21 protein-coding genes and 1 pseudogene are annotated in these 26,658 nt (G+C 57.3%); 8 read left to right on the forward strand and 14 right to left on the reverse strand.

The window, feature by feature from the left end:
- Nucleotides 1–2 precede the first annotated feature (2 nt).
- The 8 genes and pseudogenes from L379_RS11400 to L379_RS11360 all read right to left on the reverse strand — a co-directional run bounded on the left by L379_RS11400 (nucleotide 3) and on the right by L379_RS11360 (nucleotide 7,733).
- Complete coding sequence (locus tag L379_RS11400; protein ID WP_017693375.1) at nucleotides 3–776, reverse strand: amino acid ABC transporter ATP-binding protein; 774 nt, start codon at nucleotides 774–776, stop codon at nucleotides 3–5.
- On the reverse strand, nucleotides 760–1,686 hold the full coding sequence (locus L379_RS11395; protein WP_032653681.1) for an amino acid ABC transporter permease: 927 nt from the start codon (nucleotides 1,684–1,686) through the stop codon (nucleotides 760–762). Before L379_RS11395 ends, L379_RS11400 begins: the two co-directional genes overlap by 17 nt.
- Nucleotides 1,687–1,695: 9 nt before the next feature.
- On the reverse strand, nucleotides 1,696–2,205 hold the full coding sequence (locus L379_RS11390) for a GNAT family N-acetyltransferase (protein ID WP_015570459.1): 510 nt from the start codon (nucleotides 2,203–2,205) through the stop codon (nucleotides 1,696–1,698).
- 9 nt (nucleotides 2,206–2,214) lie between these two features.
- Nucleotides 2,215–4,478: pseudogene (locus tag L379_RS26285) on the reverse strand (NtaA/DmoA family FMN-dependent monooxygenase).
- A gap of 16 nt (nucleotides 4,479–4,494) precedes the next feature.
- The gene (locus tag L379_RS11375; protein WP_017382285.1) at nucleotides 4,495–5,616 is read right to left on the reverse strand and encodes an amidohydrolase; all 1,122 of its coding nucleotides are present in this window, start codon (nucleotides 5,614–5,616) and stop codon (nucleotides 4,495–4,497) included.
- Nucleotides 5,613–6,614 carry an LLM class flavin-dependent oxidoreductase gene (locus L379_RS11370; RefSeq protein WP_032653686.1) on the reverse strand — a complete coding sequence of 334 codons (1,002 nt, stop codon included), beginning with the start codon at nucleotides 6,612–6,614 and terminating at the stop codon, nucleotides 5,613–5,615. The genes L379_RS11375 and L379_RS11370 overlap by 4 nt, the downstream gene beginning before the upstream one ends.
- A 109-nt stretch (nucleotides 6,615–6,723) precedes the next feature.
- Nucleotides 6,724–7,263: a shikimate kinase gene (locus L379_RS11365; RefSeq protein ID WP_017382283.1), complete on the reverse strand. Its 540-nt coding sequence runs from the start codon at nucleotides 7,261–7,263 to the stop codon at nucleotides 6,724–6,726.
- 71 nt (nucleotides 7,264–7,334) lie between these two features.
- Nucleotides 7,335–7,733, reverse strand: a complete 399-nt coding sequence (locus L379_RS11360) for a (R)-mandelonitrile lyase (RefSeq protein ID WP_015570456.1) — start codon at nucleotides 7,731–7,733, stop codon at nucleotides 7,335–7,337.
- A 112-nt stretch (nucleotides 7,734–7,845) separates the two neighbouring features.
- Between L379_RS11360 and L379_RS11355 the strand changes: the two genes are divergently transcribed.
- On the forward strand, nucleotides 7,846–8,736 hold the full coding sequence (locus tag L379_RS11355; RefSeq protein ID WP_032653690.1) for a LysR family transcriptional regulator: 891 nt from the start codon (nucleotides 7,846–7,848) through the stop codon (nucleotides 8,734–8,736).
- A gap of 327 nt (nucleotides 8,737–9,063) precedes the next feature.
- Nucleotides 9,064–10,560, forward strand: coding sequence for an L-asparagine permease (ansP, locus tag L379_RS11350; RefSeq protein ID WP_015570454.1), 1,497 nt, complete (start codon nucleotides 9,064–9,066; stop codon nucleotides 10,558–10,560).
- A gap of 92 nt (nucleotides 10,561–10,652) precedes the next feature.
- On the opposite strand, the gene L379_RS11345 is transcribed toward ansP, so the two are convergent.
- Nucleotides 10,653–11,714 (reverse strand): 7-bladed beta-propeller protein YncE, encoded by a 1,062-nt coding sequence (locus L379_RS11345; RefSeq protein WP_017382280.1) that lies wholly within the window; start codon nucleotides 11,712–11,714, stop codon nucleotides 10,653–10,655.
- 246 nt (nucleotides 11,715–11,960) lie between these two features.
- Here L379_RS11345 and pqqU point away from each other — a divergent pair, with 246 nt between their 5' ends.
- Nucleotides 11,961–14,081, forward strand: coding sequence for a TonB-dependent receptor PqqU (gene pqqU / locus L379_RS11340; protein ID WP_032653693.1), 2,121 nt, complete (start codon nucleotides 11,961–11,963; stop codon nucleotides 14,079–14,081).
- Nucleotides 14,082–14,204: 123 nt separating this feature from the next.
- On the opposite strand, the gene L379_RS11335 is transcribed toward pqqU, so the two are convergent.
- The 3 genes from L379_RS11335 to L379_RS11325 form a co-directional block, all read right to left on the reverse strand.
- Nucleotides 14,205–14,873 (reverse strand): GntR family transcriptional regulator, encoded by a 669-nt coding sequence (locus L379_RS11335; RefSeq protein ID WP_003856981.1) that lies wholly within the window; start codon nucleotides 14,871–14,873, stop codon nucleotides 14,205–14,207.
- 259 nt (nucleotides 14,874–15,132) lie between these two features.
- On the reverse strand, nucleotides 15,133–16,167 hold the full coding sequence (locus L379_RS11330) for an NADP-dependent oxidoreductase (RefSeq protein ID WP_032653696.1): 1,035 nt from the start codon (nucleotides 16,165–16,167) through the stop codon (nucleotides 15,133–15,135).
- Between the two features lie 66 nt (nucleotides 16,168–16,233).
- Entirely contained in the window at nucleotides 16,234–16,809 is a 576-nt protein-coding gene (locus tag L379_RS11325) for a helix-turn-helix domain-containing protein (protein ID WP_017382277.1), read from the reverse strand.
- Between the two features lie 148 nt (nucleotides 16,810–16,957).
- Between L379_RS11325 and L379_RS11320 the strand changes: the two genes are divergently transcribed.
- Nucleotides 16,958–17,476: a GNAT family N-acetyltransferase gene (locus L379_RS11320; RefSeq protein ID WP_003856975.1), complete on the forward strand. Its 519-nt coding sequence runs from the start codon at nucleotides 16,958–16,960 to the stop codon at nucleotides 17,474–17,476.
- The gene (locus L379_RS11315; RefSeq protein WP_017382276.1) at nucleotides 17,473–17,922 is read left to right on the forward strand and encodes a DMT family transporter; all 450 of its coding nucleotides are present in this window, start codon (nucleotides 17,473–17,475) and stop codon (nucleotides 17,920–17,922) included. Before L379_RS11320 ends, L379_RS11315 begins: the two co-directional genes overlap by 4 nt.
- A gap of 3 nt (nucleotides 17,923–17,925) precedes the next feature.
- Here the strand turns inward: L379_RS11315 and L379_RS11310 are convergent, their stop codons facing one another.
- Both L379_RS11310 and L379_RS11305 read right to left on the reverse strand, forming a co-directional pair.
- Nucleotides 17,926–18,159 (reverse strand): YdcY family protein, encoded by a 234-nt coding sequence (locus L379_RS11310; RefSeq protein ID WP_017382275.1) that lies wholly within the window; start codon nucleotides 18,157–18,159, stop codon nucleotides 17,926–17,928.
- A 101-nt stretch (nucleotides 18,160–18,260) separates the two neighbouring features.
- Entirely contained in the window at nucleotides 18,261–19,859 is a 1,599-nt protein-coding gene (locus L379_RS11305; protein ID WP_017382274.1) for an ABC transporter substrate-binding protein, read from the reverse strand.
- 282 nt (nucleotides 19,860–20,141) lie between these two features.
- On the opposite strand from L379_RS11305, the gene L379_RS11300 reads away from it, so the two are divergent.
- Genes L379_RS11300 through L379_RS11290 form a run of 3 tightly spaced genes read left to right on the forward strand, consistent with a single transcriptional unit; the run spans nucleotide 20,142 to nucleotide 26,636 of the window.
- The gene (locus L379_RS11300) at nucleotides 20,142–21,479 is read left to right on the forward strand and encodes an SrfA family protein (RefSeq protein WP_032653700.1); all 1,338 of its coding nucleotides are present in this window, start codon (nucleotides 20,142–20,144) and stop codon (nucleotides 21,477–21,479) included.
- Nucleotides 21,480–21,483: 4 nt separating this feature from the next.
- On the forward strand, nucleotides 21,484–24,465 hold the full coding sequence (locus tag L379_RS11295; RefSeq protein ID WP_032653703.1) for a virulence factor SrfB: 2,982 nt from the start codon (nucleotides 21,484–21,486) through the stop codon (nucleotides 24,463–24,465).
- Nucleotides 24,462–26,636, forward strand: a complete 2,175-nt coding sequence (locus L379_RS11290) for a virulence factor SrfC family protein (protein WP_032653706.1) — start codon at nucleotides 24,462–24,464, stop codon at nucleotides 26,634–26,636. The genes L379_RS11295 and L379_RS11290 overlap by 4 nt, the downstream gene beginning before the upstream one ends.
- The last annotated feature ends 22 nt before the right edge of the window (nucleotides 26,637–26,658 follow it).

The following is a 26,658-nucleotide window of genomic DNA, read 5'->3' on the forward strand; positions in this document are numbered from 1 at the left end:
CCTTACAGCACTTTTGAGAGGAACTGGCGCGTTCGCGGATGCGACGGTCGGTTTAACACGTCGTCGCTGCTGCCCTGCTCCACAATTTTACCGTCGACCATAAATACCACCTGGTCCGCCACTTCCCGGGCAAAGCCGATCTCATGGGTGACCACCACCAGCGTCGTGCCGGAACGGGCGAGCTTTTTAATCACGTCCAGCACTTCGCCAACCAGTTCCGGATCCAGCGCCGAGGTGGGTTCATCAAACAGCATCACGCGCGGGCGCAGCGCCAGCGCGCGGGCAATGGCGATACGCTGCTGTTGGCCGCCGGAGAGGTGACGCGACCAGGCATCGGCTTTATCGCGCAGACCTACCACATCCAGAAGGCTGTAGGCGTTTTCAACAGCCTCTTTTTTACTGAACTTTTTATGCGCGATGGGTGCTTCAATCAGGTTTTCCAGCACCGTGAGATGCGGAAAAAGATTGAAGTTCTGAAACACGTACCCAACGTTGACGCGCTGTTTGAGGATCTCTTTCTCTTTTAGCTCGTAGAGTTTGTCACCCTGACGGCGATAGCCGATGTAATCCCCGTCAATCTGAATAAAGCCTTCGTCTACGCGCTCCAGATGGTTAATGGTGCGCAGCAGCGTCGATTTTCCCGATCCAGAGGGGCCAAGGATCACCGTCACGGAGCCCGGCGGGATCTCAAGCGTGACGTTATCGAGCGCTTTATGTCGGCCAAAAAACTTACTGACGCCGGTAATGGAAATGTGTCCTTCAGGAGAGGCTTGCATGAACAGGCTCCTGTGCTGGCGAAGTGGTGACGGAGCGCGCGCGATTGGCCGCCCCGTTCTGGTTTACGGCGGAGCGGCGCTCGCTGCGGGCGAGTCCACGCTCAATAACATGCTGGATGGCAGACAGTACGGTGGTGATCACCAGATACCAGACGGCCCCCACCATCAACAGCGGGATCACCTCCTGGGTGCGGTTGTAGATCATCTGGATCGTGTAGAACAGTTCCGGCATCGCCAGCACGTAAACCATCGCCGTCCCTTTGGCGAGGCTGATGATTTCGTTAAACCCGGACGGCAGGATGGTGCGCAGCGCCTGCGGGAGAATTATGCGCACCGTGCGACGCCACGCCGGCAGCCCCAGCGCAGCGGCCGCCTCATACTGACCGTGGTCGACCCCAAGGAACCCCCCGCGAATGATCTCCGCAGTATAGGCGCTCTGCACCAGCGTCAGCCCCACGATGGCGGTAGAAAACTGCCCGAGAACATTGATAGTTTCAAAGCTGCCCCAGGTAATGCCGGTAAAAGGCACGCCGAGAGAGAGCGTGTCGTAGAGGTAGGAGAAGTTATAGAGGATAATCAGCACCACGATCAGCGGCAGGGAACGGAACAGCCAGATGTACCCCCACGCCAGGCTGCTCAACAGCCATGATGACGAGAGCCGCGCCAGCGCCAGCATGCCGCCAATCACCACGCTCAGTACGGTGCTTATCAACGTCAGCAGCAGCGTCTGTCCGACGCCTTCGAGGATCACCGGGTCGAAGAACCAGCGGGCAAATACCGCCCATTCCCAGCGCGGATTAAAGGCCACGGACTGGATCACGACCGCCAGCACAAACAGCGCCACCACGGCGCCAGCAGCGCGCAGCGGATAACGTGCCGGGACCACTTTTATAGTTTCAACGTTGCTCATCGTCGCTCCTTATGCGGTTTTGCTGAGCGCTTCGCGGATCAGCGTCTTAGTGAAACGCAGCCGACCGTCGAACGGCGGCTGGCTATACTCTTCCGGATCACGGTTAAGATCGAACTGCGGCTGATACCCCTGACTGAGATAGAGCCGCACCGCCTCCGGCTGGCGAAACCCCGTGGTCAGGTAGATGCGGCTGTAGCCCGCCAGCACCGCCCGGCGCTCCAGCTCCTGTACCACGCGCGCGGCCAGTCCCTGCTGGCGCAGCGTTTTATTCGTCCAGATGCGTTTGATCTCTGCGGTATGTTCGTCGAAGGGCTTGTACGCACCGGTGGCGATGATCTCGCCATCGCGCTCCAGGACGATAAACAGCCCCTGCGGCGCCAGGTACCACTCTGTCAGCTCGACTTCCGCATCCTTTGAAAAGTAGTCGCCGTAACGAGCGGCGTACTCACCGAAAAGCCCCTCGATAATGGGCTGAAGATCGGCATCTTCCGGCGAAACGTCACGAAATTGTTCGCGCATAGCGCCTCCTTAATCGCCCAGACCCGCCGGGTTAACTTCGGAACTGGGGATACGCTCCACGCCTTCCCCCCAGCGGTTCAGCACTTTGTCGTAATCTCCGTTCTTGATCGCGCCGTTCAGCGCGGTTTGAACCGGTTCGACCAGGCCGCTGCCTTTTTTCAGCGTCACCGCGATATGCGCCGCCTTCGGCCAGCCGCCGTCGACGCTGCCGACCAGTTTGGTTTTACCGTTAAGCGCCGCTTTCCAGGCACCGATCACGTTCGGGCCAAAGTAGGCGTCCGCGCGTCCGGACTGAAGCGCCAGCGTTTGGGCCGCGTCGTCTTTGGTGTAGATCGGCGTAAAGGGTTTAAGCCCTTTTTTGAGGTTCTCTTCGTTCCATGCCAGAAGGATGGCCTCCTGGTTGGTGCCGGAACCCACGATGATGCGTAGCCCGGCGATATCCTCTGCCTTCACAAGCGAGTTGATCGGACTGGTGGATTTCACGTAGAAGCCAAGTGAATCCTTGCGGTAGGTGGCGAAGTCGAACTTCTCTTTGCGCGCTTTAGTGACTGTGATGTTGCTGATAGCCGCGTCGTATTTCCCGGAGGCAACCCCCAACGGCCAGTCCTCCCAGGAGGTGGGCACCACGTTCAGCTCCAGTCCGAGGCTGTCCGCCACCAGACGCGCAATGTCGACCTCACTTCCCAGCAGAGTTTTGTTGTCGTCGGAAAAGACCGTCAGTGGCGGTTGATTCAGTCCCGCCACCGCCACGGTAAATTTCCCCGGCACGGCAAAACGATAGTCTTTCGGCAGTTGCGCGATCGCATCGCTGTTTTTGGCGGTATTGATCGGCGTTTTATTGGCCTCAATGCTCACGCCGGTGCCGTTAATATTGACGTTCTCTGCCCAGACGGCAGGGGTAAAGGCCAGCGCAAGCGCCAGAATAAGCGATGATTTCTGCATAGCGTTTTTCTCTTTTATTGTTGTGTGAACTGATTTTTGGGCTCGTCTAAGCCCAGACTTTCGCGCAGCGTGGTGCCGGGATAGTCGGTGCGGAACAGGCCGCGCGCCTGTAAAACGGGCACCACCTGGTCAACAAAGCGCGGGAAGGTGTCCGGCGTGCCGCCCTGAATGATGAAGCCATCCGCCGCCTTCTCTTCGAACCAGGCCTGTAAACCATCGGCCACCTGCTCCGGTGTGCCGGAAAAACGCGGGCGCGGCGATGCGGCTTCCAGCGCGACCTGACGCAGAGTTAAGTTGCGCTCACGGGCGTTACGCTTGATTTCATCGGTGGTGCTGCGGAAGCTGTTTTTGCCCAAATCGCCAATATCCGGGAACGGCGCGTCGAGGGGATACTGGCTGAAGTCGTGATGCTCGAAATAACGTCCGAGGTAATTCAGCGCATCATGAATGGAGACCAGTGCCGCCGTGGTTTGATACTGGTTTTCTACGTCATCGGCGTCGTTTCCAACAATCACGCTGACGCCCTGGAATATATGTAAATCCCCTGCGCGGCGGCCGTGACTTTCCAGCTGCTGTTTAACATCGCGGTAAAAAGCCTGGGCTTCTTCCCGCGTGTCATGATGGGTAAAGATGGCGTCAGCGTGTTTTGCCGCCAGCTTTTTACCGTCGTCGGACGCGCCAGCCTGAAAGACAATCGGACGTCCCTGCGGCGTGCGGCCAATATTCAGCGGGCCGGAAACCTGGAAGAAATCACCGTGGTGATCAAGAGTATGCAGTTTCGACGCATCAAAGAACTGTCCGCTCTCTTTATTGCGGATAAAGGCATCCCCTTCCCAGGAATCCCACAGCCCCTTCACCACGTCGAGATACTCATCGGCAATGCGGTAGCGCAGCGCATGCTCCGGGTGTTTTTCGCGGGAGAAGTTCCTGGCTGACCCTTCCAGCGGTGACGTCACCACGTTCCAGCCCGCGCGTCCGTTGCTCAGGTGATCGAGGCTGGCGAACTGGCGTGCAACGGTGAAAGGCTCGCTGTAGGAGGTGGATAACGTGCCGACCAGCCCCAGGCGCGAGGTGATACTCGCCAGCGCGGACAACACCGTCAGCGGCTCAAAGCGGTTTAAAAAATGCGGAATGGATTTCTCGTTAATATAAAGGCCGTCGGCCACAAATATAAAGTCGAGCTTGCCCTCTTCTGCTTTTAAAGCCGTTTCTTTAACGAAATCAAAATTAATGCTGGCATCCGCGACCGCCGCCGGGTGGCGCCAGGCAGACATATTTCCGGATGCACCATGCAAAATGGTCCCCAGCCGCAATTGACGATGTGCAGACATATTCACCTCAAATTAATTAAACGTGTTGCAGGGCTTTTTCCGCGAGCTGAGCAAAATAGCGGGCAGCGGGTTCGATTAATGCTTCGTCCGGGTTAAATGCCGGGTGATGTAACCCAAACGGACTGTTGCTGCCAATGCTGACAAACGCGCCGGGTATGTTTTGCAGATAGACCGCGAAATCCTCCCCGCCCATGTGCAGTTCCGCATGCCGGGTTTCATATCCCGCTTCGCGCGCGACCGAGGTGGCAAACCCGGCCCAGTGCTCATCGTTCACCAGCGCGGTGGGCCCGGCGTACCAGGTGATGTTGATTTGCGCGCTAAAGGCGCTGGCAAATCCGGCGGCGATTTCACCGACGCGCGCTTTCACGTTCTGCTGCACTTCCGTGCGGTGCGTGCGCAGCGTGCCCTCCAGCTCAACGCTTTCCGGCAGCACGTTCCAGGTATTCCCCCCGGCGATGCGCGTCACGCTCAGAACAACCGAATCCAGCGTGTTGACGTTACGGCTGGCTACGCTTTGCAGCGCGGTTACCAGCTGGCTTGCGAGCACGATGGCGTCGTTGCCTTCATGGGGACGTGCGGCATGCGCGCCTTTGCCGGTCACGTGAATAACGAAGCGATCAACGTTGGCATAGAACGGGCCGCCGCGCGTGGCAAACTCGCCGACCGGCAGTGACGGCTCGTTATGCATCCCAAAAATCGCGCGTACGTCGCGTAACGCCCCGGCCCGCACCATGCTTTTCGCTCCGCCGAAATTCTCTTCCGCTGGCTGGAACAGGATCCGCACGCGACCGTTGAGCGAGGCTTCCCGCTCTTTCAGCTTTAGCGCGGCGCCGAGGATCACGCTGGTGTGAATGTCGTGTCCGCAGGCATGCATCACCCCGGCGCGCCGGGAGCTAAACGGCACCCCGCTGCGCTCGTCGATGGGTAACGCGTCGATATCGGCGCGCAGCGCAACCAGTGCGTTGCCCGTGCCGATCTCCGCAACCAGCCCGGTCTGGAGATCGTAAGGCAGCGGGGCAATCCCGGCTGCCGTCAGCCACTCGCGCAGGCGCGCCGTTGTTTCGACCTCCTGACCAGAGAGTTCAGGGTTCTGGTGCAGCTCACGGCGCCAGGCAATCAGTTGTTCGCTAAAGCTCATACGGTAACCTCCCTGTTAAGACGCGCCTCGGCCAGCAGTCGCAGGGACTGTACGCGCGTTGCGCCATCAGCGACCGGCGTGTCGATGATAAATTCGTCAATCCCCCACTGCTGATGCAACGCGTTGAGCTGTTCAAGCACCGACGCCGCCGTTCCGGCCAGCAGAGACTGCGCCCGACGCGCGATGCGCACCGGTTCACTCCCCGCCTGCCGCGCAAAGGCGTAGGCCTGTTCTTCGCTGGCGACGGTGACGCGCTGTCCGTTTGCCAGCTCCACGCCCCACACTTCAACCTTCTGCGCCAGCGCATCGGCCTCAGCCTGGGTTGGGGCAACAATGGCCTGCACGGCCACAATCACCTCCCGGACGCTGTGTTGACGCCAGGCTGTGACGACCTCGCGCAGCAGCTCAGGATCACCGTTCAGATGGGCGGCAAAGACAAAATGCCAGTCGAGGGAGGCCGCCAGCAACGCGCTTTCTGTGCTGGCGCCCAGCAGAAACCCCCGGGCAGGCACCGGCGGCAGCGGCGTGGCGCGAACGTCCTCCTCCGCTGACTGATTTTCAGGGCGGATCCAGCGATCGAGCTGCGTCAGTTGTTCAGCAAAGCTGCCTTTTTCCTGCGGATTAAGGCCGTGCTGCAAGGCGCGGGTAGAGAGCGGCAGACCGCCGGGCGCTTTGCCAACGCCCAGATCAACCCGGCCCGGCGCAATGGCGGCCAGTACGTTAAAATTTTCGGCGACTTTATAGGGGCTGTAATGTTGCAGCATGACGCCGCCTGAGCCCACGCGAATACGTTTTGTTTGCCCGAGGATCCAGGCAATCAGCAGCTCCGGCGAGGGGCTGGCAAGCTGCGGGGTATTGTGGTGTTCGGCAATCCAGAAGCGGTGATAACCCAGCGTTTCTGCCTGTTGCGCCAGTGCTAAGGTTCGCGCCAGCGCATCGGCGGCTGTTTCGTGTTCTGCGACGGGGCTTTTATCCAGAATGCTGATTCGCCATGACATGTTGCGTTCTCGTTTGACTTAACATGTCGTCATTATTAAAGGCGGATTTCACCTCTGAGAAACAATTAATTTACATTTGGATTGCCGGAAAACGGCAATAGAGAGTCTGTCATCGGCGTGATTTAAGCGAGGCAATGAGTCTTTCCGCATCCTGCCGTCGGGTAATGCGGAGAAAGCGAATGTGTGCGTACTGCGGGTTTTGCATATCCTCCTCATATCGTTTGCGGTTGCTGCGCCAGGTTTTGATCGTCCAGATGATAATAGAGTCCTTGCTAAGGAATGACCGACGAAAGCTTTCGCGGTTCCCCGTGCCGGGCCAGAGCTCCTGTTTGTGCCAGGCGCGTCTGGAGGCCCGCGTCACCGCCTGCCAGAGCGTGCGGATAAACCCACGATCTATCCACACCACCAGATCGACGTCGCGCCACTTAACGTCGCGTGTGCGGTTGTAATTCCCGTCCAGGACCCAGTCAGGCGAGGCGGCGAGCGCTTTTTCCAGGGTTGCAAGAAACTCATCATCCGGTGTTCCCTGCCAGTTCGCTCGCCAGTAAAGCCTGTCCATTTCAATGTAAGGGATAGCCAGCGCCTCCGCGATTCGCCTGCCAAACGTGCTTTTCCCACTTCCGCTGGTGCCTATGATATTGATTTTCACCGTTCCGCCTGCACATGCTGAAGAAAACGGATCGAATCATAACGTTAATAATTTGTTTACGAAACGCCAGACTACTCGTTCGGATACTGCTCGTCGGTGACCTTCTCCAGCCATGCCACCGGGCTCCCGTCGACAGCTTCTGCGATGGCGATATGGGTCATGGCCGTCTGCGCGCTTGCGCCGTGCCAGTGCTTCACGCCGGGTGGGATCCAGGCGATATCACCCTGATTCAGGGGTTCCGCCTCTTTCCCCCACTCCTGTAACCAGCCGCGCCCCTGCGTCACGATCAGCGTTTGTCCAAGAGGATGCGTATGCCAGGCGGTACGTGCGCCGGGTTCAAAGGTGACGGTCGCGCCGCCGACTTTTGCCGGTTCAGTCGCCTGGAAAGGCGCGTCAATGCGCACGCAGCCGGTAAACCAGGCCTCTGGCCCCTGAACGGAAGGTAACGAACCGCTACGGATAATTTTCATGATTAACTCCTCGTTTGCTGTTGCGTTAACAGTAGCGTAAAGCCATGGGGAGCATTAGAGTGCATAATCAGAAAGGAACCATGAATTCATTTCATAAATCGAGTAAACCGCCATGTTAAAAGACAACTTCAACGATCTGCTTTCCTTTATGGTCGTCGCCCGGGAGCGCAGCTTTACCCGCGCCGCGGCGCAGCTTGGGGTATCTCAGTCGGCGCTCAGCCACGCAATGCGCAATCTGGAAACGAGGCTGGAAGTCCGTCTGTTAACCCGCACCACCCGTAGCGTGGCCCCTACCGAGGCCGGCGAGCAACTCCTCATGCGCTTAAGCCCCCATCTGCTGGAGATCGAACAGGAACTCACCGCGCTGCGTGATACCCGCGACAGACCTGCCGGGAATATTCGCCTTACCGCCGGGGAGCACGCCATGTCTGCGGTGCTGTGGCCTGTGCTTAAACCCTTTATGGCGCAGTATCCTGATATCAACGTTGAAGTCACGGTGGACAATGGGCTGACTGATATTGTCGATGGCCGCTTTGACGCGGGGGTGCGTCTGGGTGAGCAGGTGGCGAAAGATATGATTGCCGTTCGTATTGCGCCGGACATGCGCATGGCGGTCGTCGGGTCGGCAGAGTATTTGCAACGTTTCGGCGTACCGGAAACGCCGGAGCAGCTTGATCAGCACCGCTGCATTAATATGCGCCTGCCCACACGCGGCGGATTATATGCCTGGGAATTTGAACGGGACGGACGTGAGCTGCGCGTGCGGGTTGACGGCCAGCTGAACCTCAACAGCCTGCCGCAACGCATCGATGCCGCCGAAAACGGTCTGGGGCTGGCGTACGTCCCGGAAGATGCGGTTCAGGACGCCCTTGCTGAGAGCCGGTTAGTGCGTGTGCTTGAAGCCTGGTGCCCGGCTTTTACGGGATACCATCTGTACTATCCGAGCCGCCGCCAGCACACTACCGCGTTTGCATTACTTATTGCAGCCCTGCGGCATTCATAAGCTCTACCTATAAGTAACTATTAAGTAAACCTGATGATTAAATCAGCATTCGCAGACCTTTTTGCCTAAAAAAACGTCACGATTCAGCGCGTTGTGATCGCCGTCTGCTCTGACCACACGATTTCCTTCGACGAGCATCACTTTCGACACGGTTATATTTTGCGTCACTTAACAATTGCGGGTAGGATGCCTCGCCATGTTTTGCCTTATCCATACACAGAATGACTGGAAAGGCGGCATGTGTCTGCGCAGAAGCAATCGTTTGTTTCGGCTTCTGCCAGGCAGGACTATCACGTTAATGGTTCAGACAGGCAAACAGGTAACTCAATGAAAACAAGCAATAAAAGCGCAGCCGATCATCATGCTGCGAAACGTCGCTGGTTGAACTCTCATGAAGAGGGCTATCACAAGGCGATGGGCAACCGTCAGGTGCAGATGATCGCCATCGGCGGCGCTATCGGTACAGGTCTGTTTTTAGGTGCAGGCGCACGTCTGCAAATGGCTGGCCCCGCTCTCGCCCTGGTATATCTGGTGTGCGGGATCTTCTCTTTCTTCATCCTTCGCGCCCTCGGCGAACTGGTACTCCACCGCCCTTCCAGCGGCAGCTTTGTCTCTTACGCCCGCGAGTTTCTTGGTGAAAAAGCCGCGTATGTCGCGGGCTGGATGTACTTCGTTAACTGGGCGATGACCGGTATCGTCGATATCACCGCCGTTGCGCTGTACATGCACTACTGGGGCGCGTTTGGCGATGTGCCGCAGTGGGTGTTCGCCCTTGGGGCGCTGGCAATTGTCGGGACCATGAACATGATCGGCGTGAAATGGTTCGCCGAGATGGAGTTCTGGTTCGCACTGGTGAAGGTGCTGGCCATTGTGATCTTCCTGGTGGTCGGGACCGTATTCCTCGGTACCGGTAAACCACTGGACGGTAACGCAACCGGCTTCCACCTGATTACCGATAACGGTGGTTTCTTCCCGCACGGCCTGCTGCCAGCGCTGGTTCTGGTACAGGGGGTGGTGTTCGCCTTTGCCTCCATCGAACTGGTCGGTACGGCGGCAGGCGAATGTAAAGATCCGCAGACGATGGTGCCAAAAGCCATCAACAGCGTGATCTGGCGTATCGGTCTGTTCTATGTGGGTTCCGTGGTGCTGCTGGTGCTGCTGCTGCCGTGGAATGCATACCAGGCGGGGCAAAGCCCGTTTGTAACCTTCTTCTCTAAGCTGGGCGTGCCGTACGTGGGCAGCATCATGAACATAGTGGTACTGACCGCCGCGCTCTCCAGCCTGAACTCCGGGCTCTATTCGACGGGCCGTATCCTGCGCTCCATGTCGATGGGAGGCTCTGCGCCGAAGTTTATGTCGAAGATGAGCAGGCAGCAGGTTCCTTATGCGGGGATTCTGGCCACGCTGGTGGTTTACGTCTTTGGCGTGTTCCTGAACTATCTGGTGCCGTCCCGCGTATTTGAGATCGTTCTGAACGTGGCTGCACTGGGGATTATCGCCTCCTGGGCCTTTATTGTGGTCTGCCAGATGCGTCTGCGCAAAGCGATCAAAGAAGGCAAAGCGGCTGATGTGTGCTTCAAGATGCCGGGCGCACCGGTGACCTCCTGGCTCACCCTGCTGTTCCTGTTCAGCGTGCTGGTACTGATGGCGTTTGACTACCCGAACGGTACTTACACCATCGCGACGATTCCACTGCTGGCGGTTCTGCTGATTGCTGGCTGGTTCGGCGTGCGTAAGCGCGTTCACGAGATCCACAGCACCGCGCCGCTTCATCACGACGATGAAAAGCACGACGCACCGCTGGTAGAAGAAACCTCGCGTTAATAAAAAAGCCGGGTGGCGGCTTCGCCTTACCCGGCCTACATCTCATGGTTTTGTAGGCCCGGTAAGCGCAGCGCCACCGGGCAATTCCACCATCACAGCGCGATACGAATCACATCGTCAGGCTGGGTCGCTTCCTGCTGACGGGTTGATTTCTGTTTCACCGTTACATACAGCGTTTTACCGTCCGCAGACAGCGCCAGGCTGTTCGGGTAAACCGGGGTATCGTAGGTCCTGGTCACTTTGTAGGTTTTGGCGTCAATCACGCTCACCTTGCCCGCCTCGCGGTGCGTCACATAGGCTTCGTTACGCGCCGGGTTAAACAGTACGGCCAGCGATGCTGGCGCGGCGATTTTCTGCATCACGCTGCCATCTTTCAGATTCACCACCAGCACTTCTGGCTGTTTTGAATCCGTCACAAACGCACGCTGGCCGGCAGTGTCCAGGCTCAGGTTCAGGTAGAAGTGCTCTTTTCCGTCATCCTGCACTTTTTTACGGCTGAGGATTTTGTTGGTTGCCGTATCAATGGTCACCAGCTCGCCGTCCGCATTGGTGGTATACAGGCGTTTTGCCTTCGCATCCAGCGCCAGCCCGGTGCTGAACGTGCCGGTGTTCGTGATAGTGTCCTTCAGCTTCAGCGTTGCGCCATCAACAACCCAGATCACGCTCTCCTTGCCGATACCGGTAATGTAAACCGTATTGGTCGTGTCATCGGCCACCAGCTGGCGCGGCTGAAGCGGCTTCACCGTGTCGCTACGCTTGCGATCGTCCAGCACCAGGCGCCCTTTCACCTCGCTCGTTTTGGCGTCAATCGCCGTCACGGCGCTGTTGACGGTGTTACCGAACCACAGCGTCTGGGTGGCGTTATCGATCGTGGCGCCAAACGGCTTGAGATCGTTATGAATCGCCTGCGTCACTTCCAGCGTGACCGGATCCAGACGATAGACCACGCCGCCCTTATCGGTTTTGCGGCTTTGTGACGTCGCAACCCACAGCGCGTTTTCCTGCTGGCTGACGGCCATTTCATACGCGCCCTTGCCGACCGCTTTGCGCAGCATCTCTTCAGCGGCATGAACCTGGAACGTACCGGCAAACAGTAAAGAGCCCAACAGCAGAGACCCACGCAGGCGCGGCGAGCACAGATGACGTAAAGACATAACAATTCCTTTTTAAATGAGGAGATTTACCGCTGACATCACTTCCGGTGGGCAAAGTCATCGCTTTGCCGTTATTTTAATGAGAATAGTAATCATTAATGAGTTGAATGTGGAGTATTTCTTTCCTTCAAAACCTTACATTCACGAAATGTGCGGTTATAGTTTTCATAACATTTACAAAGGATTTAACATATATACACAGGTTCCAGTTGATTTGGTTCGAATTTTTCTTAACCGGTTTACTCCATGAAAATTATTACTGCCCGTAAGGCATCACTACCACTGCTCTTCGTTCCCGTCATTTTTGGCCCGCTGAGTGCGATGGCCGCGGATGAACAGACCCTGATCGTCAGCGCCACGCCGCAAACCGTCTCCGAACTGGACACCCCGGCCGCAGTCAGCGTGGTGAGCGGCGAGGATATGCGACATGCCACACCGCGCATCAACCTTTCTGAATCCCTTGGGAGCGTACCAGGCCTGCAAATCCAGAACCGCCAGAACTATGCTCAGGATCTGCAACTTTCCGTTCGCGGATTCGGCGCGCGTTCGACCTTCGGCGTACGCGGGATCCGCATGTACGTGGACGGCATTCCGGCAACCATGCCCGACGGCCAGGGGCAGACGTCAAACATTGACCTCAACAGCATTGAGAGCGTCGACGTGCTGCGCGGCCCCTTCTCTGCCCTGTACGGCAATGCCTCCGGCGGCGTGATCAACATCAACACCCAGACCGGACAACAGCCAGCCACAATTGAAGCCAGCAGCTATTACGGCAGCTACGGCACCTGGCGTTACGGCATGAAGGCCACCGGTGCGGTGGGCGACGGGACTCAGGCGGGGGATGTGGACTATGCGGTATCCACCACCCGCTTCACCACCCATGGCTATCGTGACCACAGCGGCGCACGGAAAAACCTCGCCAACGCGAAACTGGGCGTGCGCATTGATGATGCCAGCAAGCTAACGCTGATTTTTAACAGCGTGGACATGAAAGCCAACGATCCGGGCGGACTGAGTTATCAGGAGTGGCAGAACAACCCGCGCCAGTCACCCCGTGGCGATCAGTACAATACGCGTAAAACCATTAAGCAGACCCAGGCTGGGATCCGCTACGACCGTCAGCTGAGCGAACAGGACGACCTCAGCGTGATGATGTACGCCGGTGAGCGTGAAATGACCCAGTACCAGTCCATTCCGGATACCACGCAGACTGAAAATCCTGCGCATTCGGGCGGCGTAATTGATATGCAGCGCCATTATCAGGGTATTGATACCCGCTGGACCCACCGCGGCGAGCTGCTGCTGGTGCCGGTAACGTTTACCACCGGCCTTAACTACGAAAATATGAGTGAAAATCGCCGCGGGTATGAAAACTTTGTGATGAACAACGGCGTGCCGGATTTTGGCGTGAAGGGTAACAAACGCCGTGACGAACGTAACCTGATGTGGAACCTTGATCCCTACCTGCAAACCCAGTGGCAGCTCACGCAAAAGCTGTCCGTTGAGGCGGGCGTGCGTTACAGCTCCGTCTGGTTTGACTCCAACGATCATTACATTACCCCGCAAAACGGCGATGACAGCGGTGACGCCAGCTACCATAAATGGCTCCCGGCTGGTGCGGTGAAATACGCCGTGACCGACGCCTGGAACCTTTATGCCGCGGCGGGACGTGGATTTGAGACCCCGACCATCAACGAACTCTCCTACCGTTCTGATGGCAAAGGCGGCCTCAATATTAATCTGCAACCGTCAACCAACAACACCTATGAGATTGGCAGCAAAACCCGCATCGGTAATGGCATCCTGACGGCGGCGCTGTTCCGCACGGATACCGACAACGAGATCGTGGTGGACGAAAACAAAGATGGTCGCACTACCTACAAAAATGCGGGGAAAACGCGTCGTCAGGGTGTGGAAATTGCGCTCGACCAGCAGTTTGCCGAAAACTGGAAGCTGAAAATGGCGTGGACCTATCTCGATGCGACCTACCGTACCAACGTCTGTAACAATGCAGACTGTAGCGGCAACCGGATGCCGGGGATTGCCCGTAACATGGGGTATGCGTCGTTTGGCTGGGAGCCTGAGGAAGGCTGGTACGCGGGGGCAGATGCCCGCTACATGAGCGACGTGATGGCAAACGACACCAATACCGCCAAAGCGCCCTCTTATACCGTGGTCGGTCTGAATACCGGGTATAAACTCAATTACGGCAAATGGGGAATGGACATCTTTGGTCGCGTCGATAACCTGTTTGATAAAGAGTACGTCGGTTCAGAGATTGTAAACGCCGGCTACAATCGCTATTACGAACCCGCCCCTGGCCGTAACTATGGCGTGGGCCTGTCGGTCTCTTATCGCTTTGAGTAAAACATTTTCCGGCAGCGCACGTTGCCGGTAAAAAAATAACATCATTCCCGGTAGCCTTAAGCGCCGGGAATATACTCAGGGAAGTTTAAAACGAATAAAAAAATAAGTGCGCCAGTGCGATCCTTAACTGTAGTATTGCCGTTGCAGGAGGATATTAGCTTCATCAATGGCTCGGTCGATCGCTTCCCGACTGGCCGTCACGTCCCTTTGCTCAAGCGCAGAAAGCAGATCGGCATAATGGTAAGTCGTTGCAGGGATATCTTTCATCTCTTCGTGCAGGTAGTTGATACACGGACCAATCCGTACCCAGAGCTGCTCAATCAGCGAGTTCAGGGTCGGCATTTCGGCATACTGATAAAGCGTAAACCGGAACACGCGGTTGGCATGGATCGCCTTCTGCACATCGCCCTGATGCATGGCGGTGCTGAAGTTATCTGACAGCGCGCGTAATGCATCCAGTTTGGTCTCGGTCATATTCTGACACGCCGCCGCAACGGCCATCGGCTCAAGCTGTTTTCGAATGGCGTTAATTTCGTTATAACGCTCCAGCGTAACCTCTGGCACCAAAAACGCCTGAGCAGGCGTGGCCTGTAATGCGCCTGCCGACACCAGGCGCAGCAGGGCTTCGCGCACCGGTGTGATGCTGGTGCCTAATTTATCCGCAATCTCTTTCGTGATGAGTCGAGCCCCAGGTTTTAATGAGCCCGTAATTAACGCTCCCTTTAAACTGTTCTCAACTTGCATCGTCAGACTGATTCTTTGTGCTTTTTCCAGGTTTTCCAAATCAAGCATGTTTAATTCCCGTAGCCAAAACAAAATGCCATTTTCAGCGACTGTTTAAAAAAACATCGCCGGTTTGATATATCCTGTATCGTCATGCCTGGTATGAAGGGCGCGCGTTAAAATAAAAATTGTTCAATTAATATTACGTTTACCACTTCTGGCTCAGCTGGGCCGATGGCGCGCAATGCTTATGGATTAATTAAAGACAATATATCGTATCTTCACAAATAATTATGGCGGACTTTGCCCGCCATAACCGATGCTCTGTTTAGTCCGCCGCCACGCGGATCACGACCTTGCCGAAGTTTTTCCCTTCCAGCAGCCCAATCAGCGCCTCCGGCGCCGCGTCCAGCCCTTCGGTGACCTGCTCGCGATAGTGAATTTTGCCTTCCTTCACCCAGCGTCCCATTTCCTGCTGGAACTCGTCGATACGATGACCATAGTCCTGAGCGATGATAAAGCCCTGCATGCGGATGCGTTTTTTGAGGATGGTCCCCATCAGCAGCGGCAAGCGATCCGGACCATCCGGCAGGTTGGTCGCGTTGTAGCCGCTGACCAGTCCGCAAACAGGTACGCGCGCGGAGGTATTCAGGAGCGGCAGTACGGCGTCAAAGACTTTACCGCCGACGTTTTCATAATACACGTCAATGCCCTGCGGGCAGGCTTTCGCCAGCTGTTCGGAAAAATCATCCGCATGGTGATCCAGACAGGCGTCGAAACCGAGCACGTCGACCGCATGGCGGCATTTCTCCTCCCCGCCGGCCACGCCGATAACCCGGCACCCCTTGATTTTACCGATCTGCCCCACCGTTGCGGCGACCGGCCCCGTGGCTGCCGCCACGACAAGCGTTTCCCCCGCCTGAGGCTGGCCGATATCAAGCAGCCCCATATACGCGGTGAAGCCCGGCATTCCCAGCACGCCGAGTGCCCATGAAGGGTGCGACGGGTTTTCGCCCAGCCTGACCAGCCCTTTCCCGTCGGAAAGTTCATACTCCTGCCAGCCGCTGTAGCCCAGAACCCACTCGCCCTCTTTATAATCCGGATGGCGGGAGGTCTCGACGCGGCTTACCGTGCCGCCCACCATCACCGCGCCAATCTCGACAGGAGGTGAATAGGATGGCGCATCGCTCATACGGCCACGCATGTACGGATCAAGCGAGAGCCATACGGTGCGTAATAACACCTGCCCCTCTGCGGGCGTGGGGATCGGCTGCTCTTCCAGGCGGAAATTTTCGGCAACCGGTGCGCCGTGTGGACGGGAAGCCAGTACCCAGCGTCGGTTTTGCGTAGTTGATTGACTCATTCATCGCTCCTTACAGCTGAAAATGTCATTCAAGTCTGGCACGTTATCCTGCGGATCGCCTTTGCATTATGAGCCGGACTGATTAAGCCGCACGACCAGATAAAGGCACGATTCATCCGTTTCGTTAATAAACCGGCAGTCGTTCGGCGGCCCGAGTTCCAGACAATCTCCGGCCTTCATTTCATGGCGGGTGTCCCCCTCCAGAAAGACCAGTTCACCTGCCTGCAACCAAATCAGCTGTCGCGCCAGCGCATAAGAGGAGGCGGGCATCGGCACATCGCTGCCCGCGGGCAGTTCCACCTGGACGAGGTCAATAGGCATATCGCTGCGCGGCGACACATGACGACGTAAATAGTGGGTTTGCGGATCGCGCCAGACGGGCTGGTTCGCCAGACGTAACAGTTTGCCCTCCTGCATTTCCGCGCGCGCAATGAGCGTAGACATGCTAATACCGAAGGCACCGGATAACCGGGCAAGTAGCGTCGCCGTTGGGCTACTGTCCCCCCGTTCAATCTTATGGATCATGGCGCGTGAAATACCTGCCCGTTCGGCCAGTTCGCTTAATGACCAGCCCCGCGACTCGCGTTCAAGGCGTATGCGGGCGCTAATGCGTTGATTCATATTGTCTGTCATTGTGTTCATGACGTCATACTATAGTGTACGGATGGTTTTTCGGGGCAGTTTGGTGACAAAAAAATAGGGATTTTGTCGTAGCGATGCAACACAAGAACTGTGTAATATTGTGAGTGAATCGTACTACTATAGTAAACAACACAGCCAGAGGTTAACCATGATCGTTCGTCATGCCTGCAAAGAAGATTGTGCCGCTATCGGTGAAATTTATAACCATGCGGTGCTGCACACCGCCGCCATCTGGAACGATACAACTGTCGACACCGATAACCGTATTGCATGGTTTGAGGCGCGCACGCTGTTGGGTTATCCGGTGCTGGTCAGTGAAGAAGAAGGTGTTGTGACCGGATACGCCTCATTTGGCGACTGGCGAGCGTTCGACGGTTTTCGCCATACGGTGGAGCACTCGGTTTACGTTCATCCCGATCATCAGGGCAAAGGCATCGGTCGGCTGCTGATGACGGAATTAATCAAGGAAGCCCGCCAGATTGGTAAACATGTGATGGTTGCCGGTATCGAGGCGCAGAACCAGGCGTCGATTCATCTGCATGAAACCCTGGGCTTTATTACCACCGGAAATATGCCGCAGGTGGGAACCAAATTCGGTCGCTGGCTGGATTTAACCTTTATGCAACTCCAGCTCGATGAGCGCAGCGATCCGGATGCTCTGCCATGAATCAATCGTTGACGTTAGCGTTTCTGGTGGCCGCCGGGATTGGGCTGGTGGTACAAAACACCCTGATGGTGCGCATTACGCAATCCTCTTCCACTATTCTTATCGCCATGCTGCTGAACTCGCTGGTGGGGATTGTGCTGTTTGTCAGCCTTTTGCTGGTGAAAAATGGCCTGGCGGGGTTTAGCGAACTGGCGTCGACGGTGCGCTGGTGGACGCTGATCCCCGGCCTGCTGGGGTCATTTTTTGTCTTTGCCAGTATTAGCGGGTATCAGAATGTGGGCGCGGCAACGACCATTGCCGTGCTGGTAGCAAGCCAGCTGATTGGCGGCCTGGTGATGGACATCCTCAAGAGCAACGGCGTTCCCCTGCGCGCGCTGGTAGGCCCGGTCTGCGGCGCAGCGATGCTGGTGGTCGGCGCCTGGCTGGTGGCACGGCGCCAGTTTTAACCCTTACAGGATAGTCCCACCCTGCGTGAGGTGGGCATGGCGCGCCTCCGCCTCTTCTTTATGCTGCTTACCATGATGCGCAATCGCGGTACGCAGGCGCTGCTGCTGGGTATAGCGATCTTCACGGCTGAGCTCTGCATCGTCGCTTAATTCGATCAGCAGTTCGTTCATGTGGGTAATTATGCTCTCTTCGATGGCGGCATCGACGCGGGCGATAACATCGTTTAAATGTGACATTGTCACTCCTTTCCAAATGCCCGGTGGCGCTACGCTTACCGGGCCTACGGGTGGTAACTGTAGGCCGGGTAAGGCATAGCCGCCACCCGGCAAGAATACGATCAGTTCAGCTTCGCTTTCGAGAAGTCACTGCCCATCAGACTCACGCTGTACCCGGTCACGTTGCTGCGGGTCGCGTAGAACGTTTTGCCGTTAGCTAACGCAATCCACGGTGCCTGCTGGTAGAAAATCTCCTGTGCCTGGCCATACAGCTTCGCACGTTCGTCCGGGTTGCTGGTCAGTTTGGCCTTTTGCACCAGCTCATCATACCCCTTATCACACCAGCGCGCGGCGTTAGATCCGGTTTTGATGCTGTTACAACCCAGCAGCACATCGGCGAAGTTGTCCGGATCGCCGTTATCAGACATCCAGCCGAACAGCGCGGAATCATGCTCGCCTTTACGCATGCCGGAGAGATATTCCCCCCACTCGTATGAGACGATTTTCGCCTTCACGCCCACTTTCGCCCAGTCAGCCTGGATCATCTCCGCAATGCGTCGCGAGTTCGGGTTGTACGGACGCTGAACCGGCATGGACCAGAGGGTCACTTCCGCGCCCTTATCCAGACCCGCCTGCTTCAGCAGCGCTTTCGCTTTTTCCGGATCGTAGCCGTAATCCTTCAGGTCTTTGTTAAAGCCGAGCATGTTCGGCGGGATCGGCGATTTAGCGACCGTACCAGACCCCATAAAGACCGCGTTAACAATGGCCTTTTTGTCCGTTGCGTAATTCAGAGCCTGGCGCACCAGCACGTTATCAAACGGTTTTTTCTCCGTGTTGAACGCCAGGTACCCCACGTTCAGCGCATCCACCGAGTGCAGGGTCAGGTCTTTGTTTTTCTTGATCGCTTCAAACTGCACCGGCGACGGCGCAGGAATGATCTGACACTCGTTTGTTTGCAGCTTAGCCAGACGCGTCTCAACGTTTGGCGTGATGGAGAAGATCAGGTGTTTGGTCGGCACCTCTCCCTCCCAGTAGTTCGGATTGGCGACGTAGCGGATCAGCGAATCCACCTTGTACTGCTGAAGCACATACGGGCCGGTGCCGATTGGCCAGGTATCCACATTTTCAGGCGTACCCTTTTTCAGCATCGCGTCCGCGTACTCGGCAGAGAGGATCGAGGCGAAGTCCATTCCCCAGTCGGCCAGGAACGCCGCGTTGGGTTCACTCAGCGTGAACTGAACGTGATAATCGTCGATCTTTTTCACATCCTGAATGAGCTTGTCGAGGCCCACGTCATTGAAGTATTCGTAATTACCCTGGGAAACATTGTGATAGGGATGCTTAGGGTCTTTCTGACGCATAACGGAGAAAATAACGTCATCAGCGTTAAAATCACGGGTCGGTTTGAAGTATTTATTGCTGTTGAACTTTACCCCTTTACGCAGGGTAAACGTGTATGTTTTGCCGTCTGGCGAAATGGTCCACGACTCGGCCAGAGAAGGCACCGGCGTGTTTTTTACCGGGTCGAAGTTAATCAGACGGTTATACAGCGTTTGCGAGCTGGCGACAAATGAGGGCCCAGAGCTGGCGATCTGCGGGTTAAACGACTCCGGCGACGCCTCGGAGCAGTAGATAATGGTGTCTTTGTTTGCCGCCCATGCGGCGCTTGCCGGTAGCAGCGCGCTCAGCGCGAGGGCGAGCACGGTTTTCCCTGTAGACATGGTTATTACCCTTTCGGTTTTATTATAGTGAACAGTAATAACAGCACAGACGTTTTGGCCTGACAAATAACGAATCACTATCAGGTTATTCTAAAGCCGTACATTTCGCTGGTTTTAGCATCAGCCCGCAGAAACCGATTTGCCTTAAGGTCCATTATTCGTCAAGCACAACCGTCACGATCAATGCCGCAAGAAATCGTCCCTTTTGCCGTCTCCTCAGCCGTTTGCTTGCTTACCTGATTCGCTAAAGTAATGGCGTGAAAAAGTCTACAGGACCAAATCGTGGCAAAAACACTTTTACGCAGCGGTAATCTGGATGATTTTCAGGCCGTTGGCGGCGGCGGACAGGCCGTTTTTGAATCAGCGCTGCAAATCCGCGAAGCGCTTCGGTTGCGCAAACAACAGGCTATCGTTGATTGCCTGGCCATCCCCCAGGTCAACGACGGCGGCGATCGCGTTGACTGGTACTCCCCGGTTGAGGGAACCGTCTCCAGCTGGAAGGCGGCGGATGAAGATGATCGTTATCGCGCCCTGCGCTATCTGGAAAACACGCTCACCAGCGTGGAGTCGCTGAGTAAAAAATGCCTTCAGTCACCGAAAACGGCGCAGCAACTGTTTGGCTCTCTGCTCTCAAAAGCCTTTCAGTTTCCCGGTGAAAACTTTGTTTTCCTGGTGGATGGCAAACCGGTGATCTGCTTCTGGGGTTTCGTCAACCTTAACGAAAACGCGCGCGATGACGTGCTGGACTGCCTGCGCGAATCGTTGGTCACTGAACCTGAGCCAGTGGTGATTAACGAGCCTGAACCTGAACCGGAGCCAGAACCGGCCCCGGTGGTGACCTTTGAGCAGGCCGACGCGCCGCTTATCACGCCTGTGACTACAGTCCGTATCACCGACGATGAACTGTATACGCCAGAGCCGGTGCGCATGAACGCCGCGCCGCCAGAGCCCGCACCGGCGGCCATACAGAAAAAACGTCGCTCCCCCCTGTGGTTGCTGCCGGTTGCCGCCGTCATTATTGCAGCCATCGCCACCCCGCTGCTCTGGCCAAAACAGGCCCCAATCGCAGCGCCTGTTGCCACACCAGCGCCAGTACCCGTCGCCATTGCTCCGGCCCCCATAAAGTCGGTTGAGCCGCTTGAACTGAAACTCCCGCTGCACCAGGCCGAAGTGGTAGAGCCGAAGGTGAAAACGCCTGCCCCGGCAGCCGAACCGGTGGTCATTACCGCGATACCGAAAGATGCGATGGTGATGGAGGCAAACCAGGTCAAAGCGGGGTTAACGCGCTTCCTGAACGGCACCTGGCGCGCGTTTCTCGATGTGCAGGATCCGCTCACCGGCAAACCGCCGTCGCTGCGCTACCAGATCCAGAACAATAAAGGTTTCGCCCGGGTCGTGCATGGCGACAACATTGTCTGCCGGGTAGACGTCTTTTCCGGATTACACAGCAACGGCGAGCTGTTGATCAAAACGCGCGGAAACGCGCATTGCACCGACGGTTCACGCTATCCGATGCCGGAAGTGACCTGTAAGGCAGGTGCCAGCGATGTGGCGGAATGCACCGCACGTTACGATGCCAACACCGTCGTTCCTCTGACGTTCAAGAAAGCAGGTGTCTGATCCTATGCTGGTTAATCTTTGCGACTATAAACAGAGCGTGACGCTGATTGCTAACAGCGGCGTGCAGTTTCTCGATTTTGGCCTGACTCCGCAGGACACCGCCAGCAACGGTCGTTTCGTGCGTAAAACAGCAAATGGCCCGCTGCTGCGTCTGGATTTTGACCTGGTTAACGGCCGGTACACGCTCCCTGCCACCGATGGCGGGCAGCCGGAAGTGGTCAAGCCTGAAAGCACCATTCCACTGCATGACTCCCTGACCGTGCTGGACGGCGTCTGGCTGCCGATCCCTTTCCTGCGCTTTAACCCGCCGCGGACGTTTGTTGAAGGCCCGGATAACTGGGCGCGCGTCCAGGTAAGAAAGCTTTCCACGCCCGACGCAGCTGGCAATACGCACCGGGTCACCGTCGCGCTCGACAGCCAGATTGCAGAGCATGCGACGTCTGCCCTGTCGCCGGTTGAAAACGATATCCTGAACGGCACGCGTTTCGCGCTCGCCTGGCGCGACAGTGAGGTTGAGAGTTTCCTCGACCAGACCTGGATTGACGGCTGGCTGCGCGAAGCCTTCACGCAGTTTGCCGACGGGGTTGAAAAACGCTCCGAGCGCGAGCTGCATCAGGCCATGCGCAGCTTTGAATATCAGGCGCACTGGCTCAACCTGCTCTCCATGCTCGGTGAACAACTCACCGTGCCGGAAGTGAAGTTTGTCACCCATACCCTGAGCACCCCTGCTATTCCTGTCGATCTGATCCTTGACGTAGGCAACACCCATACCTGCGGCGTGATTATTGAAGATCATGGTGATGCCAACGACGGCCTGCGCCAGACGGCTGAACTTCAGGTACGATCTCTGAGTGAGCCGCAGTTCCTGAATGAGCCGCTGTTTACCAGCCGACTTGAGTTTTCTGAAGCGCGTTTTGGCAAACAGCACTTCTCCGTGGAAAGCGGCCGGGAGGATGCGTTCGTCTGGCCGTCGATTGTCCGCGTGGGTGATGAAGCGCGTAAGCTGGCGATGCAGCGTCTGGGCACGGAAGGCAACAGCGGCATCTCCAGCCCGCGTCGCTATCTGTGGGACGAGACGCCGGTGGTGCAGGACTGGCGCTTTAGCCAGATGAACAGCAAAACCCAGCGCGAACCGCTGGCAACTGCGTTTCCGCTGATGAACCTGATGAACGACGACGGGGAACCGCTCTTTACGCTGCCGCAGGATGAGCGCCTGCCGGTGTTCTCTCCGCAGTACAGCCGCAGCACCCTGATGACGCACATGCTCTGCGAGCTGCTGGCTCAGGCGCTTGGCCAGATTAACAGCGTGGCCACCCGCCTGCGGCTCGGCTTCCCGGCCTCTCCGCGCCAGCTGCGGACGCTGATCCTTACCCTGCCGTCGGCAATGCCGAAACAGGAGCGCGAGATTTTCCGTCGCCGCATGTTCGAAGCCATCGCCATCGTCTGGAAAGCGATGGGCTGGCACCCGCAGGATGAAGATTTTGCCAGCCGCAAGCAGCAGGAAAAAAGCGTGGTGCCGGTCCCTGAGATCCAGATGGAGTGGGACGAGGCCAGCTGCGGCCAGCTGGTGTGGCTGTATAACGAAGCCATTTCCCATTTTGGTGGCCAGACCGAGGCCTTTTTCGCCTCCCTCGCCCGTCCGGATCGCGCGCCTGAGCCTGGCGTCCAGCCGGGGCGTGCGCTGCGCGTGGCCTCGATTGATATCGGCGGCGGCACGACGGATATGGCCATCACGCACTATCAGTTAGATGATGGTTCCGGGAATAACGTCAAAATCACCCCGCAGCTGCTGTTCCGCGAAGGGTTCAAGGTCGCTGGCGACGACACGCTGCTGGACGTGATCCAGCGCTACGTTCTGCCCGCCCTGCAAACCCAGCTTCAGAAATCCGGCATAGCCGATGCCTCCCAGCTGATGGCATCCCTGTTCGGTGACTCCGGGCGGATCGATACCCAGGCGATCCTGCGCCAGCAGACGGCGCTTCAGCTCTTTATGCCGATCGGTCACGCGATCCTGGCGGCGTGGGAATCGAGCGATGTTGACGATCCGCTGGCCGGGCTGCATGCCACCTTTGGCGATCTGCTTGCGCAAAAACCGACGCGCAACGTGATGAATTATCTCCAGCAGGCGATCGACCATGCGTTGCCTGCCGGCTCAGAACACTTTGATCTGTTCAGCGTACCGCTGCACGTCAGCTTCCGGGAGATGCGGGACGCCATGCTGGCGGGTCAGTTCACGCTTGCCGCCCCGCTTCATGCGGTATGTGAGGCGATCTCTCATTACAGCTGCGATATCCTGCTTATCACGGGACGGCCGGGCTGTCTGCCGGGCGTTCAGGCCTTGATTCGCCACCTGCAACCGGTGCCCGTCAACCGCATCGTCTGGCTGGATAAATACCAGGTTCATGAATGGTATCCGTTCAGCCAGCAGGGACGGATCGGCAACCCGAAATCCACCGCTGCGGTGGGAGCGATGCTCTGTAGCCTGGCGCTGGATCTTCGTCTGCCGCGCTTTAACTTTAAAGCAGCGGATATCGGCGCGTACTCTACGGTGCGCTATCTGGGCGTGCTGGATAACACGATCAATACCCTGCGGGACGAGAACGTCTGGTATCACGATATCGACCTCGATAAACCCGGCGCGAAACTGGACGCCCGTCTGCACTTCCCGCTGCGCGGCAACGTTACGCTCGGCTTCCGGCAGTTGGCCAATGCCCGCTGGCCCGCGACGCCGCTCTATACCCTGAGCATCAACTCAGCCGAGCTGGCGAAAGCCATTGCGGGCGACGGCGTACTGAACGTGCGCCTGAAGCTGCGTGGCGGCACTAAGCAGGAAGGCCCGGAATCTTTCGAGCTGAGTGATGCCTGGCTACAGGACGGCACGCCAGTGCCGCCGGATGCCCTGACCTTTAAACTGAATACTCTGGCCGATCGCCGACACAGCGGCAGCCACTACTGGATCGACAGCGGGAGCGTATACCTCAAATGACTGCGACGACTGCCACCACTCAGGCCTTAATCGGGTGGATCAACGAGACGCGACAGCACGCCCCGATGCTGGATAACGAAGCCGACGCCCTGCTTGCCCGCCTTAACGCAGTAAGCGCGCGTGAAGAGGCGCTCGATCGCGCCCTTGTCAGCCAGGGCAGTATCGGCTTATATGGCCACTCGCAGGCCGCGAAAGCGCACCTGCTGGCTGCCCTGTGCGGCAGCGGCGACGAACGGCTGAACGTTACGCCGGGTCAACGCACGTTTGATTACTTCTCGCATATTAACCCCGGGCATGCACCGACCAACATGGCCGTGCGTTTCAGCAGAGCGTCCCGCGAGGTCGCAGACGACGCGTTTCCCCTGCGCCTGCGCCTGGTAACGGAGGCCGAGCTGGTGCAGCTGTTTATCGCGCGCACCACGCTGGATCCGCAGATCCGCGCGGTGGATAAATCGGTGATTGAAGCCCGGCTTGAGAAGTGGCGGGCGCTGCGTCAACCGCAGAGCGTGCCGGGAATGACGGCGCGGGAAGTCGCGACCATTGCCCGGTTCTGGCAAAGCGTAGTACCCGGCTCTAAGCAGCATATTGATGATGCCCTGTGGCACCAGTTTGCCCTGCTGGTTCCGTCGCTTGATCTCAGCACCCGCGCCAGCGTCTGGTCTCTGCTGTGGGGTGAGCAGCAGGAGTTAACCCAGCAGTGGCTTAAATTCGCCCAGGTGCTGCATCAAACCAGCCATGCCAGCGCGCTTGCGGCGCCGTTGAGTCTGCTGGTGGACAGCTTTGGTCTGCCCTGCGAAGGCTTCCTTACGCACGGGGCGTTTACCGTGCCGGAAGCACAGGAAACACTGCTTCATCCGGTAAAAAACGGCGAGCTGCTTAACGCCATTAGCCTGCCCGTCGATGTACTGGCATCTCTGACCCGCGAAGTGGAGCTGCCCGTTGAGAACTGCGTGCTGGATAACGTTGACGTCATTGATATTCCGGCCATTTCTGAGGAAAACACGCCGCTGATGATGCAGGCAAAATGCCTGTGGTTGCTGGAGCATTATCGTCAGCACATTCAGCCGGATGTCCTGGTTATCTGCAATGCGACGGCGCACCACCAGCAGACCGCGAAAACGGCAAGGCTCCTGCAAAACTGGGTCAAAGAGACGCAGCCGGTTGAAGAATCCGCATTGCCGGGGCTGGTCTGGGCCATTACCCCTCATGATGCGCGGTTTACCACAAAGCAGAATCTGGACGAAGCGGTGCAGCAATTGCTGGGCCAGCCGGGTCTGCGCTGGGGCACGCTCCAGGCGCTCGATACCCACAGCATGCAGCGGGTGATTGAGTGGCTGTCGCAGGCTACCCTGCCGGCACAGCGCCAGAAGCGTCTCCGCGCGCTGAAAAGGCTGTTACAAGAGTCGCTGTCGACGCTGATTCGCCCATATGTCGCGCCTCTCACTCAGGAGCCAGGCGCAGGGCGGGCACAGGCCGAAAAAATGGTCCGAACGCTGCAAGGCAGTGCCGCTCGTCATGGTGAACTGCTTGAGGGACTTCTGCCGCCGTTAAACGCGTTTGAGACGCTGCTGACCGTTCACCAGCCTCGTGAGGAACAGGTCAACGGCCTGTTTAACGATGTTATCGATCTGTTTGCGGAAGAGACGCAGGAAAATCCAGGCGCGTTGCAGACCAAAGACAAGGCGCGGCTGGCCCATAACGTGTGGGTTAACCATCTTCGTCAGTGGAGTCGCAACGACGCGGCGGCTGCCCGTCTGGGCCTGGACGCAGAGGTATTACAGCAGATTGCGGATGTGCTGATCGTTACCAGCTACCGGCTGGATCTGCCGCTGCAACTGCAACGCATTGCAGAAAAAGATAAAAGCAGTGCCGCGCAGCTGCATGCCGCGACAGGCAATTTCATTAGCTGGCTTGGCTATGAAATGACGCCCGTTTCTGAACGGCCTGCAAGCCGGATCCGCAAAGGTCAGCCAATTTTTGTGACGCCAGTTGTGAGCAGCGCTTCTCCCCGTCTTACCCGACTTGGCGAGCAGCCTGTCCATGCGGCGACAGCCTATGTTTATGACTGGCTGGTTGCGCTCTACACCCGCGCGATTGAAAACATGGATTATCAGTGCCCGTATGACGTTCAGCCTGCTGCGCGGAAAGCCTTGTCTGCCTTGCTGTCTTAATCATTGCAGCCCGCAGCAATGC

Origin of the sequence: Enterobacter sp. MGH 33 (assembly GCF_000534535.1) — a bacterium.
Lineage (GTDB): Bacteria > Pseudomonadota > Gammaproteobacteria > Enterobacterales > Enterobacteriaceae > Enterobacter > Enterobacter hormaechei_C.

Excerpts from the sequence above, each read along its gene's own strand:
- L379_RS11400 (WP_017693375.1), bottom strand. The coding sequence starts at position 776 with ATGCAAGCCTCTCCTGAAGGACACATTTCCATTACCGGCGTCAGTAAG.
- L379_RS11395 (WP_032653681.1), bottom strand. The coding sequence starts at position 1,686 with ATGAGCAACGTTGAAACTATAAAAGTGGTCCCGGCACGTTATCCGCTG.
- L379_RS11390 (WP_015570459.1), bottom strand. The coding sequence starts at position 2,205 with ATGCGCGAACAATTTCGTGACGTTTCGCCGGAAGATGCCGATCTTCAG.
- L379_RS11375 (WP_017382285.1), bottom strand. The coding sequence starts at position 5,616 with ATGAGCTTTAGCGAACAACTGATTGCCTGGCGCCGTGAGCTGCACCAG.
- L379_RS11370 (WP_032653686.1), bottom strand. The coding sequence starts at position 6,614 with ATGTCATGGCGAATCAGCATTCTGGATAAAAGCCCCGTCGCAGAACAC.
- L379_RS11360 (WP_015570456.1), bottom strand. The coding sequence starts at position 7,733 with ATGAAAATTATCCGTAGCGGTTCGTTACCTTCCGTTCAGGGGCCAGAG.
- L379_RS11355 (WP_032653690.1), top strand. The coding sequence starts at position 7,846 with ATGTTAAAAGACAACTTCAACGATCTGCTTTCCTTTATGGTCGTCGCC.
- ansP (WP_015570454.1), top strand. The coding sequence starts at position 9,064 with ATGAAAACAAGCAATAAAAGCGCAGCCGATCATCATGCTGCGAAACGT.
- L379_RS11345 (WP_017382280.1), bottom strand. The coding sequence starts at position 11,714 with ATGTCTTTACGTCATCTGTGCTCGCCGCGCCTGCGTGGGTCTCTGCTG.
- pqqU (WP_032653693.1), top strand. The coding sequence starts at position 11,961 with ATGAAAATTATTACTGCCCGTAAGGCATCACTACCACTGCTCTTCGTT.
- L379_RS11335 (WP_003856981.1), bottom strand. The coding sequence starts at position 14,873 with ATGCTTGATTTGGAAAACCTGGAAAAAGCACAAAGAATCAGTCTGACG.
- L379_RS11330 (WP_032653696.1), bottom strand. The coding sequence starts at position 16,167 with ATGAGTCAATCAACTACGCAAAACCGACGCTGGGTACTGGCTTCCCGT.
- L379_RS11325 (WP_017382277.1), bottom strand. The coding sequence starts at position 16,809 with ATGAACACAATGACAGACAATATGAATCAACGCATTAGCGCCCGCATA.
- L379_RS11320 (WP_003856975.1), top strand. The coding sequence starts at position 16,958 with ATGATCGTTCGTCATGCCTGCAAAGAAGATTGTGCCGCTATCGGTGAA.
- L379_RS11315 (WP_017382276.1), top strand. The coding sequence starts at position 17,473 with ATGAATCAATCGTTGACGTTAGCGTTTCTGGTGGCCGCCGGGATTGGG.
- L379_RS11310 (WP_017382275.1), bottom strand. The coding sequence starts at position 18,159 with ATGTCACATTTAAACGATGTTATCGCCCGCGTCGATGCCGCCATCGAA.
- L379_RS11305 (WP_017382274.1), bottom strand. The coding sequence starts at position 19,859 with ATGTCTACAGGGAAAACCGTGCTCGCCCTCGCGCTGAGCGCGCTGCTA.
- L379_RS11295 (WP_032653703.1), top strand. The coding sequence starts at position 21,484 with ATGCTGGTTAATCTTTGCGACTATAAACAGAGCGTGACGCTGATTGCT.
- L379_RS11290 (WP_032653706.1), top strand. The coding sequence starts at position 24,462 with ATGACTGCGACGACTGCCACCACTCAGGCCTTAATCGGGTGGATCAAC.